The sequence below is a fragment of the Paenibacillus vulneris genome (assembly GCF_039543185.1).
Lineage (GTDB): Bacteria > Bacillota > Bacilli > Paenibacillales > NBRC-103111 > Paenibacillus_S > Paenibacillus_S vulneris.
Map to the genome: position 1 here is coordinate 766,354 of NZ_BAABJG010000006.1, position 21,334 is coordinate 787,687.

Genomic DNA, 21,334 nt, shown 5'->3' on the forward strand with positions numbered 1-21,334 from the left:
TTCACCTCCCATTTTCCTATTTTTATTTCCATTTTTTATAGTATCATTATACATAATTGTCAATTCAACATTTGTGGAGGATGAGAATGAGAAGATCAAGCATTTCATGCAAGCTCCTGACAGGTTCCATTGCTTTGGCTTTATTATGGGGAGGGGGAGCCCATCCCGCCTTGGCGGCCGATACGGCCTTCATCAACCAAATATCGGAGCAATACCAGACCTTTGAGAAAAAACACCGGGACCTGTATGATCAGTATCTTCAGAATGAAAGGCATTTGTATGATACCTATCACAGTCAAATGATGGCGGTCTATAATGAGCTTATGCGGCGGTCCCATGCCGATTTGGATACAATGACAAGCCTGATAGACAGCGACATTCAACAATTGAAGCAAAAGTATAAAGAAAACAGCTCCGAGTTTAAGGATTATGTCCGGAAAGCGGATAAGAATCGTGCCGGAGGTCCTATGAATCTATACAAAAGTATCATGGATCCGAATAGGGCCGGCAGCCCAATGGATCAATTTGAGGATAGCTTGGATGCCAACTCGGCAGGCAGCGCAACCGATCAGTATGATGATACTCTTGACCCGAATCATGCAGGCAGCGCGATGGATACCTACGACGACGAAGCGAATCAGCACTCCGCTGGAAGTGTCATGGACGGTTTTGAGAAGGATTCGTCCATTCATAGTGCAGGCAGCATTATGGACAGGTATGAGAAAGGAAAGCTGACGAAGTCCGAGGCGGAGCAATTGATGGCGGATGCCCTGGCCAAGGCTGAAGCCGGTATGAACAAGCGGATCAGTGAAACCGAGCACAGCGTGCAAGCCCAAAAAAACGAATCGCTGCGCGACATCCGCGACGCCTGGCTGAACGTGAAGAACTCTCTCCTTAAACAGCGCGAGCAGACGATCCAGGAGATTTCGGAGGCACGCAAGAAGTTGACCGGCACAGGGATCGATTTTGAGCCGTTAGTTCTGGATGATTGGATTACCGTTATTGTAGACGGAGATTACTTAATCTTCGAGCAGCCTCCGGTTATCGTGGATGGGAGCACCCTTGTGCCTATGCGGACTATTTTTGAGAAGCTGGGGGCAGAGGTGCTATGGAGCTCAAACGACCAATCCGTCACAGCCAACAGAGGAGCTGCATCCGTCTGGCTTCAAATCAATAACAGCAGTGCCCGAATCAATAATCAGAGCCAGACACTGGAGCTCGCGCCGAGGATGATTAACGGGAGCACCATGGTGCCTCTAAGATTTGTCAGCGAAGCGCTCGGCTGTAATGTGCAGTGGGACGACAGCAAGAAGACGATCACCATCACCTCCGCGTAAGGCATCTAGTCGGAGAAATATCAAGAGGGCTTGCCTCCATTCGTGGAGGTGAGCTCTTGTTTTTTTGCAACTTTTTCCATTAAGGGGGAGTCTATATCATTGGGATTTCCTACCAATAGAAATCAGGACTTTCAGATAGCAAAGGAGAGTCATTGCATCAAAGGGAAAAGACCGATTCGGCGCATCATTCGCCATGAAGGAGCATCAGGAAGCGGAGGAAATTCAAGCTTGGATTAACCATCATATCGATCATTAACTATAAAAGTGTCTCTGGAGGAAAGCGATCATGTCTGCCGTAAAGAAGCTCATCCTATCCGTTATGGCTTTCGCTTTATTATCGGCACTGCTGTATTACTTCGTGTACGCCAGCCCCAACGCCAGGTGGAACAGCCCGCAAAGATATATCCTTGACCAGTTTTATCAGGCGTTTCAAACCAGGGATTACTCCATGATCTCACCGCTGGTCTTTGACCGAAACCCTCAGATGGTCATTAACATCCGATTCTGGTATGGGGACGTGAAAAGCTACCACATACAGACCATTCGGAGCATTTCCAGCTCCGAGAAGCAAGCTGTCATTACGGTAACCAGCCTTAGAGAAGGTAAGGAGCACCGCAACACCGATACGATTCTATTGGCTAAGCAGGATGGCGGATGGGCCATTACATCCTATAACTCTGATTTGGAGTACAAGCTCCCGTAAGGCCTAGAAATAAAAAAGCCGAAACGAATCTATCGTCTGCCGAATATAAACCCGAGAGCTCCGACGATTTCATCCGTATCCTCGTCAAAGCAGAAGATGGCATCCGTATTCATAAGCACCAGAAACCTATTTCCAGCGCGATTATAGACATCCGATATGGCAAAAAAAGCACCTGCCCTTGCGGCAAGTGCTTCGATTCGTTCTTCATTCAAATAATCCGGATAAGACGGCTTAGCCCAGCATGTGCCTACCCGATATACTCCACAATACATTCCGCCTCCGGGTTCGCCTGGGTCACATTGGAGCCGGCCACCAGCTGAAGGCTGCATTTCTCGGCCGTATCGCAGCGGAAATACAAATCCTGCTTCAGCAGGAACCCCTGCGAATGGTTCGGCGCCGTCAACGTAGCCAATACCGTCGGCGTCGCTTCCGTCGTCTGTACCGTAAAGGTCGCCGCCCCTGTAGAGGTGACCGCACCGGCAGGCGATTGCAGGAAAATGTTCACGATGCGTGCGTTCATTGGCACATAGAACCCAACGGTCGTGGAGGCCGAATAAGGGAATTTGCCGTCGGCCCGTTTGACCGAAATGGCGGTTCTTTTGGTGATGCCGAACGAGCTCTTCTGGAATCCGTAGTCGCATTCCCAGGATTTGCGGGAAGGATCTCCCTGGCCCCTCGTATTCGTAAAATGAATCGTCGGCGTCCCGCCCTGATTCGCGTTGCCGCCTTCCGCCGTAAACACGATAAAATCCGACGGGCTCGTATGCTGATTAATCTCACAGTTGGCATAGACAATATTGTGCGGATATTGGAAGCTGTTCACCCTGTACATATATTCGTGCTTGCCGAGCAGGCGGCAGTTATCGAATTTGATGACAGGCATTTTGGTGTTGTTGCTGTAGAACGTGGCGACCAGCTCTGTCGCTGCGCGTAACGGCACAGAGCTCGACGTATCGACATTGATGAAGGACACGATTCCCGCGCTCCACTCGCAGTAGATCAGCTTGCTGTTGGCGTTGCGGTGCTCCATTCTGGAGCCGATGCACAGAAAGCGTTCCACTCCATAGGAATGCGCAGCCCCGAGCAGCTTGAAGAACGTGCCCGCATTAGCCCCGATATGGATGTAGCTTCCGCCCCAGACGGTAATATTGCCGCCTTTCTCAAACTGGAGGAAATCCCCCTCCTGTACCTCGAAATTGCAGGAGTAGAAGTTATAGTTCAGGAACTGGTCCGACCCTCCGGACGAAGGGACATAGACGCCTTTCAAGCAGCTCCCCGCCCAATCTACTTCACACCAGTTCATCTCGCTGTTCGTGTCCGTCCCCTCCAGGTGGAACGTATATCCCCAGCTTCCGCGGAAGCGGATCCGTTCGAACGACCAGCTCTGAGGCTGCCCGGTCGAGTAGGAGCGCATAAAATGATTGCTTGTGCTGGTCGAATAAAACTCTATATCGGAGATCGAGCAGAACTGCCAGGCGTTATTGTTGTGGGCCAAATACGTCCCGGCCGCCGCAGGGCTGTAGATGACCTGGGTAGTGCCTGCTCCGGCGCCCTGGATGTGCAAGCCGACCGTACTCGTCGTATAGCTGCTTCGCAGCAGCGATTCCGGTTGGGTTATGAGGTAGGAGCCCGGTGGCAGGAACAGGCTGACCCGACCTAGCTTGCTTCCCGAAGCCCCGGGGGCCGGGTTCGTGACGGCCTGGCTCTCGGCATAAGCAATCGCCGCCTGGAAGGCAGCCGAATCGTCGGTGGTGCCGTTGCCCACGGCCCCAAAATCCTTGACGCTGACCCACTCGCGCAGCTTGTCCCCGGCCGTTCGCGTGCTCAGACCTGCCGCCTGCAGGAAGGATACATCATCCGCATCGACAGTACTGAGGAGCTGAGCTCCGGTGCCGGTTTTGTATACCGCATCCGTAACGGAAGTCTGGCCGCCGCTCAGAGCGTTAGCTACGCCATTGTTTAAGAGTACCCCGGTCATGGCGGCAGCGCCCGTCATTCCGATAGCCGTCAGTATCTCCCTGCGGCTTAATCTTTTGTCCTTCTCTTCCGACTCTTTGTTCTTGTCCATCATGATCCCTCCTGTGATTGGTTAATGGAATCGTCAAAAAGCAGGGTTATTTGGGCGGCCCGCCAAGGACACGGCAGATCGACTCCGCTACGCCGTCTCCATAGCTGCCTGCAGCCAAATAACCGTGTGCCGATTGAAGGCGGGCCTTCACCTCCTCCTCGGCATTGCCGGGAGCAGCAGCGATGAATCCGAAGCCGCCGTCGAGCATGGACAGATCATTGCAGCTGTCCCCTATGACAAGCGCCTGCTCCGGAGGAACTCCAAGCATGCGGCACGCTTGCACCAATACAGGACCTTTGCCTACTGTCAAATGCCGGACGCACACTCCTGCAACATTACGCACCGCGTAGTAAGGCAGACCGCTTCGCTGCAGCCAGTCGGCCATAACCGCCTCCCCCGCCCTGGCTGTATCGGCGCTGCTGAACAGCACCTCTACGAAGCCTCTTCCTGCTTCCTTCTCCTCCTCGCACCGTTTTGAGGCAGCATCAATCTGCAACAGCTTGCCCTCGAGCAAAGCGGAGATACCGGAAATCACATCGACGAAATGCGAGCGTTCGACCCGCTCCACCTCATCGTTCCACTCCGTCTCCGCCGCATACTTGCCTTGGCTGTCAAGGAAATGGATCAGGCGCTCCTCAGAGATGATCACATGAGGCCAGCCCTCCTGTTCCGGTTCAATGCCTTCTCGCTCAAGCAGCTTCAGAATGAACGTCATGTCCCTGCCCGTTACAATCGCGATGCGTATTTGCCGGGCTGCCGCCCGACGTAAAGCCTCCACACCGGATGGCTTGAAGCCATACCTGCCGGAAGTCCCTCCAAGCAGCGTCCCGTCCAGATCTACGGCAATCAGCTTCATGCTTCCTTGGATTCCCCTTTCAATCCGACCAGATAGTGCCCCAGCGCAACGGCGTAGCGCAAGCCCTCTTCCCGCAAGGCATTCGGCAGCACGCGAATCGACTGGTGAGTCTCATAAGTGAAATCCCCCCTATAATCAATGGCATCGAGGGCCGACATGACCGCCGTCCAATCGATGGAGCCTTGGTAAGGAAGCAGATGCTGATCCTGTATACCATCGTTATCGTTAATATGAGTCGCCTTGAGCCTGTGGCCGAATTTGCGGATTTCGTTCGGATGGATTCCCTGCTCATGCGCGTGTCCCGTATCGAGACATCCCCCGACCAGCGGATGATCCAGCGCATCGATCAGCTCTATAAGCTCATCGAATAAAGCGCAATACGTTCTTCGAACGGTATGAGGGCGCGCCGGACGATCATAGAAATTTTCCAGGGCAATACCGACACCCGTCTGCTCCATCACCGGAAAGAGCCTTCGGAAGAACCTCACATTAAACTCCTTGGCCTCATGATGAGACTCCCCTTGGACGGAGACCCCGCTGGAATGGAATACAACCCAGGATACTCCGAGAATAGATGCCGTCTTTATCGAACGGACAGCAAGCTCCTGGAACGATTCGATATCCAAACCCGGCACCATTTGCTGGAACAACCGCCCGTGCACCGGCCCGTGCATTTGGGTAAACCGTATGCCGTTCTCATCCGCTATTTCGCGAATATGATGCGCCCATGCCTCCTCCTCCTCCCGCGTCTTGGTCAGCACATCCTTCTGATGATCCCAATAGTTGAAATCCAGCGCCTCGAAGCCCGCCGCCTTGCATACGGGAATCGCCCGCTCATAGTCGGTCCCGAATACATTTAATGATGTAGAAATCTTCATGTTCTCGTTGGCCTCCCCATCATTTGGTGCCCTGCGACTGGATATACCGGGTAAGCTCTTCTTCCGCTTCCCGCAGGGCCGTGTTCACGTCCTTTTTATCTCCAATGTAGTCTAGGAAAGTCTTTTTCAATATTTCATTGCCTTTGGAATGGTAGATGGAGAACGGCGGGGCGTAAGCCGGGCTGCTTTTAAATATGCCCTGCAAATTTTTCCCCTTCAGCATCGGCAGGCCGCTTCCGAACGCCTTGCGGAGCTCCGGATTGGACAATGCGGACAGCTTGCCCATGCTGGAGCTCAGGCTCTGCACCTCATCGGACAAGAACACCTCGATCACCTTCATCGCATCGTCCTTATGCTTACTCGTGCTGGTCATCATGACCACATTCAGGTCATACATCCCGTACGTATTCGGCAGCTCCTTGTAGCTCGGGAATTGAACCATATCCCAATTCAAATCGGGGGTTTTCTCCAGTTGGTCGAACATATTGACCGTCCCCACCATCGCGAGCGTCTTCTCTTTCGTAAAACGGCCGGTGCTGAGTTTGCCCGGATTATCCGGAATCGAATACAGCTGCTTGCCCAAGTCGAAGGCTTTCTTGTAAGCATCGCTGTTCACCAGCACCTTGATGGTCTTGCCGTCCACAGGGACCAGAGATAACGGGTACGTCAACCTGGAGAGCGTATCCATGTCAAAGCCGCTGTACTGAACGCCATCCTGCGTCCGGGACATTTTGCGCGCAAGCTCCACCGTATCCTCCCATGTCATGCCGTCTTTGGGGTAGGGTACCCCGAATTTGTCGAACAAATCTTTGTTGTAATAGAGTGCATAGAACTGGATCTGGTAAGGAGCCCCGTAAATTTCCCCCTTGTCGGACAGCTCCTTGATCGTTTCCATAGCCTTGGGGTCGAACCGGCCGAAGTCGAAGCCGGCCTTGCGGGCATAAGGCGTCATATCCTCAAAGATGCCGTACTGCTTGTTCCCGTTAATATTGCCGTTCCACATAAGAATCAGATCCATATCCTCTTTGGCTGCTATCGTGCTTTCGAACTGCGTCGCATTTTTGGCCAGCATTTCGACCGTGATGTAAGGATACTTCTTCTTCACAGGCTCGGCGATCAGCTTGTTAAAATCGGACTCCGACATCGGATTGTACGGAAACAGCTTTAAAGTCACCGGGTCAGGATCCTTGGGCTTTGTCAAGCCGTCGCCCTCCTTCGCGCCTGGTTCCGGTGCTCCGCAAGCCGCCAAGGCCAACAGGGTGAATGCGGTTCCACAAACGAATGCGAGCTTTATCTTCATGGACCGGTCTCCTCTTTCCAGAAGTGAATTGCTGTCCTCATTATCTTTCATGAATAGACCGGTTAGGAATATCAAACGGTAGGATATTTTTTGGCAATTTGTAGGGGTAATGTTGACCGATTGTTAAGGCAGGACTCCTTCGTTAGGGGAATATGAAATTTTGGATAAGGGGCTTTCGGAAAAAATGAAAGTAAGCTATTATAAGGATATGAAGCGCTTACAATACGGAATGATTCTCGAAACGGCAGGTGGTATCCATGCAAGAATACGCCCACGAATACGCCGAAAGATGGATTCATGAGACCGACTCCTTCGATATGGGCAGCGGCCTGTTCCTCCTTCATATGGGACATAACATCGCCAAGCCGGACTACAGTAACGGCCCGCGCCAGAAGGCACATTATACTATACATTTTGTAAGGGAAGGACGGCTTCAATTTCTTTATGGCGGCAGCGAAGTTGAGCTGGGTAAGGGCGATATGTTCTGCATGTTCCCCCATACGTCCTATACGTATCGGGTGGCGCCGTCCGACGACCGCTTGAAAATGATCTGGTTCGCTATTAACGGCAGCCAAGTGCCGGATTTAATGATGATGGCGGGGTTCACCCCCGAGCAGCCCTGCCAGCGCAAGGTCGTCGATCCCGACCTGGAATCGATCCTCCACCAAATGATCCGCCTGCCCAAAAGCCTGAGCAAGAAGCATTTGGTTCTCTGGAGCAGCCTTATGTACCGTATTTTCTCCAAGCTCATTCCCGATCAGGAGCCGGCCCCGACCCCGCGTACACCGGATGTTTGGCTGAGAAAAAGCCTGGACTTCATCCATACGTGCTACGCCGAGCCAATCACCGTCAACGATATCGCCGCCTACGTCAACATCCATCGCACGCATTTCTCCAAAACATTCACCGAACACCTCGGTATCCCGCCTGTGAAATACCTGCAAAATATCCGGCTCGGCAAAGCGGCGCAGCTGCTCAAGCAGACATCGCTATCGGTTACGGAGATTGCATTGACTGTGGGGTATCCGGATTTGTTTTCGTTTACGAGAGCCTTCACGAGACAATACGGGGTTTCGCCCAGCCGGGTCAGGTACGGCGGATGAGCTGGGCTGGATAGATTAGGATCGCCTGCCAATAATCACGTTAGCGTCGAGCTCTTCGGAATGAACCCATTGCGGCTCCAAGCCATGTTGAGCAAAAAGCCCGGCTGTCAACGGCGCCTGCCTCTCGCTAGTTTCGACTAATAGTACTCCCCCGCTGGCGAGCCAGACAAGGGCTTCCGCTATGATCCTTCGCTGGATATCGAGCCCATCCGCTCCTCCATCGAGCGCCATCCGTGCCTCGTGGACGCGGGCTTCCACCGGCATGAAGGAAATGGCCGCGGATGGCACGTAGGGTGCATTCGCTATGATCATATTGACGCGGCGATGTAGTCGTGCAGGCAACGGGGCGTAGAGGTCTCCCTCATACAAGGCCCCCTTGTCCAACGGAACATTCCGGCGGGCACATTGTACGGCGGCAGGGTCGAGATCAACCGCGTGCAATTCGATGCGCCCCATCCCGGCGGCCAGGACCGCACCTACAGCTCCAGAACCGCAGCACAGATCGACTATTATGTCTCCCGGTTGAGTCAGAGCTTCAGCCTGCTGTACGAGAAACCCGGTTCGCTGCCGGGGCACGAAAACTCCGGGATCCAGCTCAATACGCAAGCCGCAGAATTCCGCCCATCCGATAATATGCTCAAGAGGGAACCCGGCGACTCTGAGCTCTATCCGCTCGGCCAGCTCGGCTGAATTCCTAGAAGAAGACATAAGCAGTCTAGCCTCGTCCTCGGCAAACACACACCCGGCAGCACGAAGCCTTCCGGCAATCCTATTCAAAATCGCTGTTTCATCCTCGCGATAATCCACATATCATCCTACTTTACATAGAATTTGATCAATTTCATTCTACATGCTAATCACAGTCCCTTCCTATAGAGAATTTTTTTCTATTTAAAAAATCCACCAGCCCTGTCATCCGCCAGCCTAGTGAAAAAAAACAACGGGGAGACCTTCTGTCTCCACCGTCGCATGAGTTCATCTTACTGAAAAGTAATATTATGTATACTTGCACTAACGGAACGGGTTGCTGGATATTTGGCGACATCAACTGAAATATAGAAGGAAACTTTTCCCGTGTAGCCTGGCGGCAGCTGGATGGTATGCGATCCGTCACCACTGAAATCATCATTCCCACTGTTAGTGTCCTCATAGAGGTAGAAATCTGTGCTGTATGGAGAATCCGTATATGCTTGAATTTCAACATTGCAATAAGGATCATCCACGAAAAAGGACCAATTAAAGGTTACCTGGCTGATATTCTCAACATAAGTTTCCCCCCACACCTGGCCGTAGCAATAGGAATTCCCATTAGAATCTATCCTCGCATATGCGCTATCTGAAGTAAATTCTGTAGTTAATATGCTCCTGCAATCTCGGTCCCCGGTTGCATCGTCATAGTAAGTCCATTCGATAGGTCCAGCTTGAGCGAATGCGGGTTGTACTGAAACCAATACGGAAAAAACAACGAGAAAAATACTTACGATTTTTTTTAGCCTCATACACGGCCTCCTATAAGATCATGTTATAGCTGGCCAGCTATCAAAAACAGTATTACATTTATTGCCAATCAGGAAAATAGGTGGATTGTGCTTTGTTGGATAGGGTTGGATTACGGAAAATTGAAAGGCTGTCAAGCGTCTTACCGTTGGGTGCTACACAGCTGTTATAAAGAGGTGTCTTTTGTCCTAACAAGAGCTTTTTTTTGTAAATAGAAGATGAAGCTTAAAGGGAGTTTGTTGAACGTTGTCGAATAATGTATCTACAGAAATAACATGTTCGGAGCTTGGGGTGCGTGGGTGTGCAGACGATCTATTTTCTTAAGGGGATGATAGTATAATTACGTGTTTGCTGATAGATGATGAAGAGCCTGCGCTTTCTTTGCTGGAGAGGCTGATTTCGGACAACGGCGGTTTTCGGATTGAAGGTAAATATACGTCGGCTCGGGCGGGACTCGAGCATCTAGCCAAATCCAAGGTGGATGTCGTGTTTATGGATATGGATATGCCGGAGGTGAATGGGCTTAAGGCCGGTGAACATATACAGCAGATGGATCCCGGCATCCTCATCATCTATGTCACTGCTTATTCGGAATATGCGCTGGAGGCTTTCGGCATTCCTGCCTTGGATTATTTGTTAAAGCCCATCGATCCGAAGCGGCTCACCAAAACATTGGGGCGTATCGCGCAGCATGTGCCGCCAACAAACCATTCCACCTCTCATCCATGGATTCGGTGCTTCGGCCAGCTCTCCTTTGAGGGTGCGGATGGTGAGGAAAAGCAGCTCAAGTGGAAGACGGGGAAGGCACAGGAGCTGTTCGTTTATTTACTGCATGAGCAGGAGCGCTGGGTTAATAAAGAAAAGCTGCTTGAAGCTTTATGGCCCGATTACTTAAAGGATAAGGCGCTTACTTATCTTCATACGACAGTATCGCAAATAAGGAAGCTGCTGCGGGAGCAGTCCCTTCCAGTTACTGTTGAGTACTCGCTAGATAATTACCGGCTATTGCTTAAGGGAGTGCATTACGACGTTAAGGAGTTTGAAGCGGCAGTCAATAAGGAAGTTCGTATCACTTCAATTACTGTCCCTATGTACGAAGCGGCTGCTTCTCTCTACCGGGGGGATTTTTTGCAGGAATATGACTATGTATGGGCGGAGTTGAAAAAAAATCAACTATTGGAGCACTATGTTGACCTGGTACTAAATCTGGCGGATTACGAAACTGCAAACGGTATGGAGAGACAGGCATTGAGGCGCCTTCGCGAGCTTCAACCCAAGTGCCCTTATTCGGAGGAGCTGTGCCGCCGCCAGCTTGCCGTCTGTGCAAGATTGAACGACCGTGCTTCGCTAGATAACTATTTTGCCAAGTTTGCCGAGCTGCTCCGGTATGACTTAGGCGTCGAGCCAAGCCCTCAATTGGTACAATTTTATCAACAATTCCACAATGATAAGCCCTCGGACCTGAATGCATAAAGGTCGGGGGGTATTTTTTTAGAATCGGTTTAGAGGCGATTGTTATAATCCGGTAGACGAACAATTTGTCATTTCAAGTCGGATCGTGTTAGCGGATCGGTTATAACCAACGATACGAAGCGCATCCCATGAACAGGAGGACAAGCAAGTGAACAAAAAGCAATGGATAAGCGCTGTAATGGCTGCCGCATTATTATCCGGCCCTATCCTGCCGGCCAAAGGCTCGGCTGCCGCTTCATTCAGTGATATTGATGGCTCCTATGCAAAGAATGCCATTATGGAGTTAGCCAACCAAGGGATAGTAACTGGTGTGGAAGATCATAAGTTTTATCCTGCATTGACGATTACTCGACAGGATTTCGCTATTATATTGGCCAAAGCCTTGCAGTTGGATGTTTCGAACCCGCCTGCCACACCGACCTTTAAGGACGTTCCCCCAAGCAGCTACGCCTACAGCTATGTCGAGGCGGCTGTCAAAGCCGGATTGATCCAAGGAACAGGCAATAACCTGTTTGGTACGGGTCAAAATTTATCCCGTCAGGATATGGCCGTTATGTTCGTAAGAGCATTGGGGGCTAATCCCAACGGTAAAGCAGGAGCCTTGAAGTTCGCTGACAGCAACCAAATTGCTGATTATGCCAAAGAATCTATAGCAGCTGCTGTGGAGTATGGACTGATTACCGGGGAAGACAACAATGTGTTTAATCCTGATGCCAAAGCGGATCGTCAGGCTGTAGCTCTAGTCGCCTCCAAGCTTTTGAAGCTAAAGACGAGCGGGAATGCTCAGAAGCCCGACTCAGAGAAGCCCGACTCAGAGAAGCCCGACACAGGAGAGAAACCTGACTCGAAACCGGATACCCCTAAAGATAACGGCACAGTAACAGACCCTACTCCTGTTGTTGGCGGGTCCTCCTCCTCGGGTTCAACTCGTCGCAGCAGCAGCTATCGGGATCTCATACCACCTACATTGGACGGCACCAAGTTCGAGGCGGTCGATAACTACAACGGAACGGAAGATCAGATTCGCGGATTGGCGGGGGCTGTTGGTGAGCAAGGAGCACTGGTACAAGCCTACCCGTGGACGGATGCGAATGGGAATAACACGGTTGAACCTGAAGAACTGGGAACGGCGATACCCCTCGGCACCAGTGAAGCGGACGGCTCCGTGAGTGCGGTCAATATCGGTGATTTACGCGCTGGAACTTACCGCTTTGTGATTACAGCCAAGGATTCGTGGAACAATGAATCTTTGAAGGATGCCGCGCATGCAGTCACTGTGACTTTGACCAAGAATGAAGTTCCTGATACGACCGCACCGGCAGTCAATGCTTCGAAGTTCGAGATAATCGACAACTACAACGGAACGGAAGATCAGATTCGCGGATTGGCGGGGGCTGTTGGAGAGCAAGGTACTCTGGTACAAGCCTACCCGTGGACGGATCTGAATGAGAACGCTGTAGTCGATGCAGGGGAATTGGGAACACCTATACCTCTCGGTACCAGCGAAGCGGACGGCTCCCTAAATGCGGTCAATATCGGGGATTTGCGTGCGGGAACTTATCGTTTCGTGATTACAACTAAGGATATGTCGGGCAATGAATCAGCAAAGGATGCCGCACACGCAGTCACAGTGACCTTGACCAAGAACGAAGTGCCTGATACGACCGCACCGGTCGTCGATGCTTCGAAGTTCGAGGCGATCGATAACTACAACGGAACGGAAGATCAGATTCGTGGATTAGCAGGAGCCGTTGGTGAGCAAGGGGCTCTGGTACAAGCCTACCCGTGGACGGATGCGAATGAGAATGATGCAGTCGATGCAGGGGAATTAGGAACAGCCATAGGATTAGGCTCCAGTAAGGCTGACGGCTCCGTGAACGCGGCCAATATCGGGGATTTGCGCGCGGGTATTTACCGCTTCGTGATTACAGCCAAGGATTCGTCGAGCAATGAATCTTTGAAGGACGCCGCGCACGCAATCCGTGTGACCTTGACCAAGAATGAAGTTCCTGATACGACCGCACCTGTCGTCGATGCTTCGAAGTTCGAGGCGATCGATAACTATACAGGAACGGAAGATCAGCTTCACGGACTGGCGGGGGCTATTGGAGAGCAAGACGCTCTGGTACAAGCTTACCCATGGACGGATCTGAATGAGAACGATGCAGTCGATGCAGGTGAATTAGGGACGGCGATAGAATTAGGTATCAGTGAAGCGGACGGTTCTGTAGCGGCTGCCAATATTGGTAACCTGCAGCCGGGCACGTATAGATTTGTCATTACGGCCAAAGATGCGTCAAACAATGAATCGGTGAAGGATGCTTCGCATGCTGTTACCGTTGAACTGGTGAAAGGGATGTTGACTACACCTACGGTGACTTCTACCATTTATGGATTCGACGGAGGCATTTCACGTACCAAACAGCTGGTAACCGGCTCTACGCAATCGCGCGTTCGGTTTGACTTTTTTTCCGGAGAATCCTATAGAAATGGTGAAATTCAGGTAACGATGGATGCCCTGACTTTTACCACGGATGATTACTATAACATTAGCGGATGGGTCCATCCGACGAACGATCAAATTAGTAATAATGGCCATACACTGACCTTCACGGGAAGCAACTCAGGTATTTCGGATATCGCTTTTGAGCTTCACGATAAAGTGATGCCGGCGCCCGGGACCTATCAGATTAGGTTTAAAGGGGATGCGGATGGAGCTGGAACCGCTAAATCTTACTCCGAGGAACAAATCATAACCTTAGTTATTATCCCTCCGGCCTAATACAGCTGGAAAATGGAAACGCCGTTCTTGTATAAGAGCGGCGTTTGTTTTTTGATCATCTATCTAACTCGCTCGGATCGTCCAGCTCATCCGATTGATAGCTCCCCATATACTGCTCAAGATGCTGCATAAACAAACGGTCCAGGCTGTTCAAATTCTCATCCCTGTACATAAGAAAGATCTGATTCATCGGGAACGGATTATGCTCGATCGGAATCGCAACCATCTCTCCCGAATCGATCTCCGGCTGCATATACAGCGGACAAGACAGAAAAATGCCCATCGTGCTTTTAATCCAGAATTTGATCAGCTGCAAATTGTTCGTTTCATAATGCGGGTCGTACAGCATATTCAAATCCTTGAAGGTCATGTCGATTTTTTTGCGATGGAGGCTTTCCGCCTCGTATAGAATGAGCCTCTCTTTGAGAACCTCCTCTAGACTGAGCTCATCGCGTTCCGCATAAGGGTGCTCTCTCGAAATCACAGCATAGGCCGGATGAGCATACAGCAGCTTGAAGGTGATGCCCGGATCATTGGCCGTATAACGGGTGATCCCGATTTGAATATGCTTACTCTTGAGCATTTTGATCTGCTCTTCTGTGGAGTAGCAGTGTACCTTGAGCGCGATGCCCGGATGCATAGCTAGGAAGCTCTCCAGAATAGGAGGAAGCATCGTGCCGGCAAAGGAGTTGTTGCACCCTAAAGACAGCGTACCGGTCAAGCCATGCTCCAGCTGCTCGATAGCCTCACGGCCTTGATCAAGCGCTGTCAGCGCACTTAATGCAAAGGGAAGGAACGTATGGCCCTCGTGGGATAAGCGAACGGTTCCGTTCACGCGAATAAGCAGCGGCTTGCCGAGCTCTCTCTCCAGCTGCTTAATCCGGTGTGAGACCGTCGGCTGAGGCAGATACAGCTTCTCCGCTGCCTTGGATATGCTCCCGGTACGATAGATGGTGACGAAGGTTAGAATTTGATCGAAGGTCAAGTGGCACCGCCTTTCCCGGAATCGTCCGACCTATTTATACAGCCGAAGCCGCGACAAGAATATTCAAAAAATGAATAAGGTCATTCATTTTCGATTATTTACTTGATTCCCCATCCTTCATACTATGAACTTACAGGTATTTTACCTTTGTAGGATATACCTTGAAGCTCACCAACACAAGAGATAAATACAAGATAAAGAAAGGTGACCTGCTATGAGGATGGAAAAAGCGGTGCGGGCTGTCGGAATATATGGCGGCGGTATTTTTTTCGGAGTGATGTCGGTGGCGCAGCCGTTTTTTACCCTGTATGCTGAAGCACTCGGTGCATCCACGGCCATGATCGGCCTCATTGTTACTCTTAGAGCGCTCGTCCCTATGTTCATCGCCATGCCGATAGGCCAAATGATTGATACGCTCGGCGCGATGAAAATGACCAAGATCGGCTGTCTTCTGCTTATCGTTTCCTTGGGACTTACGTCCTTCAGCACGACCTTGCCTATTCTTGCAGTCTCCCAAGTGCTTCTCGGGACAAGCATGATTATTATGGCTTCTTCTCTTCAAGTCTTGGCATCGGATGGAGAGCAGAACAAGGAGCTGCGCAATAAGAATATTAACCGGTTCTCGATGTGGAACTCAGCAGGCAATATGGCAGGTCCTCTGCTTGGCGGAGCGGTGGTAAGCTATATGGGCTCCTCCTTGTGGAGCTACCGGTCCGCTTTCCTGGCATCGCTCGTAGTATGCTTCATTTGCTATATTCTGATCCTGCTCGTCCGCAATCCCGATGATGCCGGTGTGCGCGGCAAAACCAAAGAGCTGTTCCAGCCCAAAGAGATGCTGAACAGCTATGTGAGCGGCATTCATCTGACCCGGCACCGCGCGGTTCAATTCGGCCTCGTCGGGACGTTCCTGATCATGTTCATTCAAGCGTTATACGCAAGCTTCATTCCGCTTTACTTAAACAATCAAGGCTATTCCGCCTTCGTCATCTCGTTCGTCATTTCGTTGATGGGCTTATCCGGGTTTGTATCGCGGTTTCTGCTAGGGCGGCTGATGAAGCTGGCGACGCTGGAGCGGATTCTTATCATCGCGGGCTGTATGGCTTCCGTCTGCCTGATCTTTATTCCTGTCGCTTCCTTGCACTTTATCGGAATCGCTGTCCTTACCTTCCTGCTTGGCAGCTCTATCGGCATGAATTTGCCGGTCACCATTATGATTATGGTGGAGGAAACAAAGGAGACCGAGCGCGGCAAGGTGCTGGGCCTGCGGCTCTTGACGAACCGGCTGTCACAAATGGCGGCCCCGACCCTGTTCGGCCTGCTGGGCCAGGCATTCGGCTTGACCGCTGCCTTTTATACCGGGGGAGGCATTCTGCTCGCTACGATGGTCGGCTTTGCGGTATACAGCTCGCATCGGGGACCTGTGACGGGCAGGGAGGAAGCAGCCGCGGCGGCTGTCGAAACAGTTCCTCGCGGATCATGTTCGAAGAATGGGTAACAATGAGCCAAAAAGCTGGAGGTTCCCATCTTACGTGTTGGAAGCCCCAGCTTTTTCAACATTTCATCAACCTGCTCTCGCAAAGCTCACTCTCCGGCCTGCTGGAAGTCAGCATTTTCCCCTTGTGTTCAAAAAGGCAAATACAAAACAGAGGGATTAATCGTCATTTTCTTCCTCGTCTTCAAACTCAATTATTAATCCTCTCTCGACTAAATAATCTCTTATTTCTCGCGTACTAACCGGGACAGGAACCCCGTCTCCACGTAACCTTTGCTCTGACCAAAATAGAACAATGCTTTTGATTTCAGTAAGCAGTTCGTCTTCTGGAGCCATTTTAAGACAATCTTTTAATATAGCCTTCGGACTGACTTCAAGCTCGGTTTGGAACTTGATTCGCAACGTAATCACATCCCATGCTTAATCTGGTGTAACTTAATAAGATGCACGATGGTTCTATGGCTTCCAATATAATATTTTCACCATTTCGGCGATCTTTTTTTGATGTGCTGTCATTTGTTCCGCTGTATTGTCAGACTCCCTTTTTAATAATTCCAGTGAGGGGGTAATTTCCGTTCTGACATCATGACGCAAGACCTCAACCTCATTAACTAATTGCCTAAGTACCTGAATATCTTTGCGAAGCTCTGCCATTTCTTCAAGCAGCTGAGTGTTTGTTTGATAAATATAATGGAATAAAGGAGGCGTTTCATCTATGGCTTCATTGCGCAGTGGATCATCCGGTTCTTCAATAGGAAGGGATGAAGGACTCGCTCCTACTTCCTCTGCAGTTGGTTGGATGTCTGGTTCTTCGATAGTAAGTGATGAAGCATCTGCTTCTACTTCCTCTACACTTAGCTGTGCTTCTGGTCCCTCAACAAGAAGCGATGTAGCAGTTGCTTCTACTTCCTCTGCACTTATCTGTGATTCCGGTTCCTCAACAGGAAGCAATGAAGCGGTTGCTTCTACTTCCTCTACACTTAGCAGAGCTTCTGGTTCCTCAACAAGAAGCGATGTAGCAGTTGCTTCTACTTCCTCTGCACTTATCTGCGCTTCCGGTTCCTCAACAGGAAGCGATGTAGCAGTTGCTTCTACTTCCTCTGCACTTATCTGTGATTCCGGTTCCTCAACAGGAAGCAATGACGCATTTGCTTCTACTTCCTCTACACTTAGCTGTGCTTCCGGTTCCTCAACAGGAAGCGATTTAGCATTTGCTTCTACTTCTTCTACACTTAGCTGTGCTTCCGGTTCCTCAACAAGAAGCAATGACGCATTTGCTTCCACTTCATCCACACTTAGCTGCGCTTCCGGTTCCTCAACAGGAAGCGATTTAGCATATGCTTCTAATTCCTCTGCACTTAGCTGTGCTTCAGGTTCTTCAACAAGAAGCAATGACGCATTTGCTTCCACTTCATCCACACTTAGCAGAGCTTCTGGTTCCTCAACAAGAAGCGATGTAGCACTTGCTTCCACTTCATCCACACTTAGCTGTGCTTCAGGTTCTTCAACAGGAAGCGATGCAGCATTTGCTTCTACTTCCTCCACACTTAGCAATGCTTCCGGTTCTTCAACAGGAAGTGATGCAGCATTTGCTTCTACTTCCTCCACTCTTAGCTGTGCTTCCGGTTCTTCAACAGGAAGCGATGCAGCACTTGCTTCTACTTCCTCCACACTTATCCGTGCTTCCGGTTCCTCAACAGGAAGCGATGTAGCACTTGCTTCTACTTCCTCCACACTGAGTTGTGCTTCAGGTTCTTCAACAGGAAGCGATGCAGCATTTGCTTCTACTTCCTCCACACTTAGCTGGGCTTCCGGTTCTTCAACAGGAAGTAATGAAGGACTCGCTTCCATTACCGCTACACTTAGTTGAGCGCCAGATTCCTTGATAGTAGGTGACGAAGACTCTGCTTCTAGTACTGCTGTACTTAATTGAACGTCCGGCCCCTTAACAATGGATATCGAGACTCTCTTATTCGTGCCCTGTGAATGATTCTTTATATACTTTGGTGTTGATTTATGTTTGAAGTTCCCATTCTTCTTTCTCATCTATCCTAGTCCTCTCGTTGTGGATTCGATGCCCTCAGGTTCACTAAGCTAAAGCCTAAATCAATTTATTCAAGGGGGCCCATAAATGTACCTTGTTTTAAGGGAAGCTGCGCATGCAGCTGCAGCCAAGACCGTGATAATTGTTTTTCTTACTTAGAAAAAATAACCGCCCCAATGAAAAGGACGGTTATTGGCTATATATTTCGCTGTTTTCGTTCAATCAGGATTGTCTCCTAAGTGCTTGGCCGCAGCGGGCACAGTAGCGGGCATCCGGAGGTGACTGCGTTTTGCATCCTCCGCAAATAAGAGGCTTGGCTTTCGGAGCATCCGCCGCAGCGGCTTCAATCAGCAATTCATTCTGTAGAAGCGGATTCAGTGACGTAATGGCATAGCTTTCTTCCATCGTTCCTTTACGAAGGAGTCCGTACAGAAGAAGCAATCCTCCCGCTCCGACGGCAACCATCGATAGCACTCTCCATAAGCCTTCTACGAAATGGAAGTCCCATAATGTATGAAGTGCCACAGCCACCAACAAGAGAGCTGCGGCCAGCCCTTGCCGTCGGCGCACGAACCGCGTCCTCTGTACAGCATGGCGCCTGTTTAGTACGTACCAGACCCCGGTGGCGGCGATGGCCGTCCAGGTTCCGTGCCCAAGCGGAGAGAGCAGTGCTCTAACCCACAATACCGCAAGCATCTCGCCGGTCGAGCCCTGCTCCAGATACGACCAGCCGTAAACCATGCTTTCAACGGCGGCAAAGCCCATCCCGGCTGCTGCCCCGATCACGACGGCGTCCATCAGAAACCGCATTCGTCCTCCTCTGAGGAGTAACGCGCATACGATCAGCTTTGCGCCTTCTTCAATCAAGGCTACCGATAGAGGCACGCTCAGCTCTGTAAAGCCACCAGCAGCCCTATCGACACCGAAGAGCCATTGCCGCTCCACTACCCAGGCAAGAGGCACCGCAACAGCCGCCGACAAGACGAATATCCATGCCAGACGCACTTTGGACAATCCAAGCTGCTGTGAGCTACGAATATAGGCTACGTAAGTTACAGGCCCGACCAGCCCGCCCGCCAGCAATGCCGCCATTTGCCATAGCTGGTTGTGCAGCCAGACGGCCATGACCGTGCAGACAGCAAAGAGACCCCCAAGCAGAAACAGCAGATCGATCCATCTGGTCGATCGGTTAGCGCCTGCTTTCTCCACAGTCAGCAGGTCGTGTTCCATGCCCGATTCCATCTCATCTCCCTCTGCCGCCGCAAAAGAAGGAGCTATCGCGAGATCCGGACGCCGGATTCGCATCACCTCCGCAAATTGCCGTCTCACTGGTGCATAATGCTGCCAGATTGCCTGAAATTCGGCGCTTCCCATAACCAATAGCTCGCCGTCTTCCATGGCGGTGACCGTCACTGATTGAGGCTGCTCCGCCAGCAGCGCGATTTCTCCAAAAAAATCTCCCGTCTCCATGACCGCGCGTTGTTGGCCAGTCGAGGTGATCTCGAATCGCCCGCCGCTTATCATATAAAAATTTCCCTTGGGATCGCCCTCCCGCAAAATGGCTTCCCCTTGCGCCACATTCCTTCGCATTGTAATTTCGGCTAATCCGCGCAGCTCGGAATCGGGAATGGACGACCAGATTGATGCTTTGCGCAGCAAGCCGTGCTTCATGCGAAGCTCTGCCGCATACATTAAGCTTTCATGGAAGAAAGGACTTGCTTCGGCAAGCTTCTCAAAAGCTGTGCGATCCAGTCGAAGCGCTGTAACTTGACCAAGAGCCTTAATGTCGGCTGTCCGCTTCTCATTGCGGATTAATGCGATCTCACCGATCAAGGCACCATATCCGAGCTCCGCCAACATGACTTGTTGTCCAATAAGGCTGCGGGTATGAACCTGCACTTTTCCATCCAGTACAAAATAGCAGTCGTTGCCCTCCTCAGCTTCGCGCATCAGCCACTCCCCATCGGAGAAGCAGACCGTTTCCATGGTGGATGCTGCATTCTCAAGCTCCGTCTCCGGGACCCCGTGCAGCAGCGTATGGTTCCTTAAGAAGCCCAAGATATCGAAGGACATTCCGATTTCCAGCCTTTCTCATATATATCTTTAGCACTGTATTGAATTTAAACATTCTGATGTCGAAAAAAAAGAAACCTGCCGAGGACAGGTTCCCGTACTGCTTCATTATCTCATATTTCCGACAATGTTGCCGCGTTGTTCAGCCATTTTTTTAATGAAATTGCTCATGGCATCAAAGGCTTCGTTTCTCTTGTTCGTCAGACTTTGCAAGCGGAGCATATCCATTTGCTGGGCGCTGTTTAAGCTGTCGATTTTACTGCGAAGTGATTCCAACGCGCGGTCTACATCGGCTTGAGTCCATTTATTCGATGACGGTACCGAGATACCGTTCTCGGTTAATTTTTTCTGCAAATCTGCATCTAATGTCACACTGTCACCCGATTTTTGCGGGCGGCTCGATTTTAGTTTGCTTAAGCTCTCATTCAATTTGGCAATTTCGTTATTTACTTTTTGTATTAATTCCATTTGCGCTTTCATCTGCTCATCCAATTGCTTGCTTTTATCCGTTTGAACCTGCAGTAATACAGTCTCTAAATCGGGATTGGAAACTTGAGTCGTAACCGTTCCTGGAGTGATGGACCCGATAGCATTCTGAGTTGCTTGACCGCCGACCGCTGCCTTTACCGAGCTGTATGCCGAGTCGTTCATCATTAATCCTACGCCGCCCACAATCCCGATCACGAAGGTTCCTACAATAGATAATGCCATTTTCTTATTCATCCTTGATTCCCCCCACTCGC

At 50.7% G+C, this 21,334-nt stretch carries 18 protein-coding genes; 6 read left to right on the plus strand and 12 right to left on the minus strand.

The window, feature by feature from the left end; translation table 11 throughout:
• Nucleotides 1-86 precede the first annotated feature (86 nt).
• Both ABEA66_RS08935 and ABEA66_RS08940 read left to right on the plus strand, forming a co-directional pair.
• A complete protein-coding gene (locus tag ABEA66_RS08935) occupies nt 87-1,337 on the plus strand; it encodes a stalk domain-containing protein (RefSeq protein ID WP_345587275.1) in 1,251 nt (416 codons plus the stop codon).
• Between the two features lie 286 nt (nt 1,338-1,623).
• Nucleotides 1,624-2,040 carry a hypothetical protein gene (locus ABEA66_RS08940; RefSeq protein ID WP_345587276.1) on the plus strand — a complete coding sequence of 139 codons (417 nt, stop codon included), beginning with the start codon at nt 1,624-1,626 and terminating at the stop codon, nt 2,038-2,040.
• Nucleotides 2,041-2,069: 29 nt separating this feature from the next.
• Here ABEA66_RS08940 and ABEA66_RS08945 read toward each other — a convergent pair whose 3' ends face one another.
• The 5 genes from ABEA66_RS08945 to ABEA66_RS08965 are packed head-to-tail and all read right to left on the minus strand — an operon-like array spanning nt 2,070 to nt 7,142.
• Nucleotides 2,070-2,312, minus strand: coding sequence for a hypothetical protein (locus ABEA66_RS08945; protein WP_079912049.1), 243 nt, complete (start codon nt 2,310-2,312; stop codon nt 2,070-2,072).
• Nucleotides 2,288-4,111 (minus strand): glycosyl hydrolase family 28-related protein, encoded by a 1,824-nt coding sequence (locus ABEA66_RS08950; protein WP_345587277.1) that lies wholly within the window; start codon nt 4,109-4,111, stop codon nt 2,288-2,290. Before ABEA66_RS08950 ends, ABEA66_RS08945 begins: the two co-directional genes overlap by 25 nt.
• Nucleotides 4,112-4,154: 43 nt before the next feature.
• Complete coding sequence (locus ABEA66_RS08955; protein ID WP_345587278.1) at nt 4,155-4,964, minus strand: HAD family hydrolase; 810 nt, start codon at nt 4,962-4,964, stop codon at nt 4,155-4,157.
• Complete coding sequence (locus ABEA66_RS08960; RefSeq protein ID WP_345587279.1) at nt 4,961-5,842, minus strand: sugar phosphate isomerase/epimerase family protein; 882 nt, start codon at nt 5,840-5,842, stop codon at nt 4,961-4,963. The genes ABEA66_RS08955 and ABEA66_RS08960 overlap by 4 nt, the downstream gene beginning before the upstream one ends.
• Nucleotides 5,843-5,861: 19 nt before the next feature.
• Complete coding sequence (locus tag ABEA66_RS08965) at nt 5,862-7,142, minus strand: ABC transporter substrate-binding protein (RefSeq protein ID WP_345587280.1); 1,281 nt, start codon at nt 7,140-7,142, stop codon at nt 5,862-5,864.
• 257 nt (nt 7,143-7,399) lie between these two features.
• Here ABEA66_RS08965 and ABEA66_RS08970 point away from each other — a divergent pair, with 257 nt between their 5' ends.
• Nucleotides 7,400-8,245 carry an AraC family transcriptional regulator gene (locus ABEA66_RS08970; protein ID WP_345587281.1) on the plus strand — a complete coding sequence of 282 codons (846 nt, stop codon included), beginning with the start codon at nt 7,400-7,402 and terminating at the stop codon, nt 8,243-8,245.
• A 15-nt stretch (nt 8,246-8,260) separates the two neighbouring features.
• Here ABEA66_RS08970 and ABEA66_RS08975 read toward each other — a convergent pair whose 3' ends face one another.
• Complete coding sequence (locus ABEA66_RS08975; protein WP_345587282.1) at nt 8,261-9,052, minus strand: putative protein N(5)-glutamine methyltransferase; 792 nt, start codon at nt 9,050-9,052, stop codon at nt 8,261-8,263.
• Nucleotides 9,053-9,225: 173 nt separating this feature from the next.
• Entirely contained in the window at nt 9,226-9,744 is a 519-nt protein-coding gene (locus tag ABEA66_RS08980) for a hypothetical protein (protein WP_079912042.1), read from the minus strand.
• 346 nt (nt 9,745-10,090) lie between these two features.
• Here ABEA66_RS08980 and ABEA66_RS08985 point away from each other — a divergent pair, with 346 nt between their 5' ends.
• Together ABEA66_RS08985 and ABEA66_RS08990 are read left to right on the plus strand one after the other, a co-directional pair.
• Entirely contained in the window at nt 10,091-11,215 is a 1,125-nt protein-coding gene (locus tag ABEA66_RS08985; RefSeq protein WP_345587283.1) for a response regulator, read from the plus strand.
• A gap of 148 nt (nt 11,216-11,363) precedes the next feature.
• A complete protein-coding gene (locus tag ABEA66_RS08990; RefSeq protein ID WP_345587284.1) occupies nt 11,364-13,997 on the plus strand; it encodes an S-layer homology domain-containing protein in 2,634 nt (877 codons plus the stop codon).
• 55 nt (nt 13,998-14,052) lie between these two features.
• On the opposite strand, the gene ABEA66_RS08995 is transcribed toward ABEA66_RS08990, so the two are convergent.
• Nucleotides 14,053-14,982, minus strand: a complete 930-nt coding sequence (locus ABEA66_RS08995) for a LysR family transcriptional regulator (RefSeq protein WP_345587285.1) — start codon at nt 14,980-14,982, stop codon at nt 14,053-14,055.
• Between the two features lie 214 nt (nt 14,983-15,196).
• Here ABEA66_RS08995 and ABEA66_RS09000 point away from each other — a divergent pair, with 214 nt between their 5' ends.
• Entirely contained in the window at nt 15,197-16,477 is a 1,281-nt protein-coding gene (locus ABEA66_RS09000) for an MFS transporter (RefSeq protein WP_345587286.1), read from the plus strand.
• Nucleotides 16,478-16,633: 156 nt separating this feature from the next.
• Here ABEA66_RS09000 and ABEA66_RS09005 read toward each other — a convergent pair whose 3' ends face one another.
• From ABEA66_RS09005 to ABEA66_RS09020, 4 genes are all read right to left on the minus strand, one after another.
• Nucleotides 16,634-16,876: a hypothetical protein gene (locus tag ABEA66_RS09005; protein WP_079912037.1), complete on the minus strand. Its 243-nt coding sequence runs from the start codon at nt 16,874-16,876 to the stop codon at nt 16,634-16,636.
• A gap of 54 nt (nt 16,877-16,930) precedes the next feature.
• A complete protein-coding gene (locus ABEA66_RS09010; RefSeq protein WP_345587287.1) occupies nt 16,931-18,520 on the minus strand; it encodes a hypothetical protein in 1,590 nt (529 codons plus the stop codon).
• Between the two features lie 220 nt (nt 18,521-18,740).
• Entirely contained in the window at nt 18,741-20,591 is a 1,851-nt protein-coding gene (locus ABEA66_RS09015) for a cyclic nucleotide-binding domain-containing protein (protein WP_345587288.1), read from the minus strand.
• 108 nt (nt 20,592-20,699) lie between these two features.
• The gene (locus ABEA66_RS09020; protein WP_345587289.1) at nt 20,700-21,314 is read right to left on the minus strand and encodes a hypothetical protein; all 615 of its coding nucleotides are present in this window, start codon (nt 21,312-21,314) and stop codon (nt 20,700-20,702) included.
• Nucleotides 21,315-21,334: the final 20 nt, after the last annotated feature.

Excerpts from the sequence above, each read along its gene's own strand:
- ABEA66_RS08935 (WP_345587275.1), top strand. The coding sequence starts at position 87 with ATGAGAAGATCAAGCATTTCATGCAAGCTCCTGACAGGTTCCATTGCT.
- ABEA66_RS08940 (WP_345587276.1), top strand. The coding sequence starts at position 1,624 with ATGTCTGCCGTAAAGAAGCTCATCCTATCCGTTATGGCTTTCGCTTTA.
- ABEA66_RS08945 (WP_079912049.1), bottom strand. The coding sequence starts at position 2,312 with ATGTATTGTGGAGTATATCGGGTAGGCACATGCTGGGCTAAGCCGTCT.
- ABEA66_RS08950 (WP_345587277.1), bottom strand. The coding sequence starts at position 4,111 with ATGATGGACAAGAACAAAGAGTCGGAAGAGAAGGACAAAAGATTAAGC.
- ABEA66_RS08955 (WP_345587278.1), bottom strand. The coding sequence starts at position 4,964 with ATGAAGCTGATTGCCGTAGATCTGGACGGGACGCTGCTTGGAGGGACT.
- ABEA66_RS08960 (WP_345587279.1), bottom strand. The coding sequence starts at position 5,842 with ATGAAGATTTCTACATCATTAAATGTATTCGGGACCGACTATGAGCGG.
- ABEA66_RS08965 (WP_345587280.1), bottom strand. The coding sequence starts at position 7,142 with ATGAAGATAAAGCTCGCATTCGTTTGTGGAACCGCATTCACCCTGTTG.
- ABEA66_RS08970 (WP_345587281.1), top strand. The coding sequence starts at position 7,400 with ATGCAAGAATACGCCCACGAATACGCCGAAAGATGGATTCATGAGACC.
- ABEA66_RS08980 (WP_079912042.1), bottom strand. The coding sequence starts at position 9,744 with ATGAGGCTAAAAAAAATCGTAAGTATTTTTCTCGTTGTTTTTTCCGTA.
- ABEA66_RS09000 (WP_345587286.1), top strand. The coding sequence starts at position 15,197 with ATGAGGATGGAAAAAGCGGTGCGGGCTGTCGGAATATATGGCGGCGGT.
- ABEA66_RS09010 (WP_345587287.1), bottom strand. The coding sequence starts at position 18,520 with ATGAGAAAGAAGAATGGGAACTTCAAACATAAATCAACACCAAAGTAT.
- ABEA66_RS09015 (WP_345587288.1), bottom strand. The coding sequence starts at position 20,591 with ATGTCCTTCGATATCTTGGGCTTCTTAAGGAACCATACGCTGCTGCAC.
- ABEA66_RS09020 (WP_345587289.1), bottom strand. The coding sequence starts at position 21,314 with ATGAATAAGAAAATGGCATTATCTATTGTAGGAACCTTCGTGATCGGG.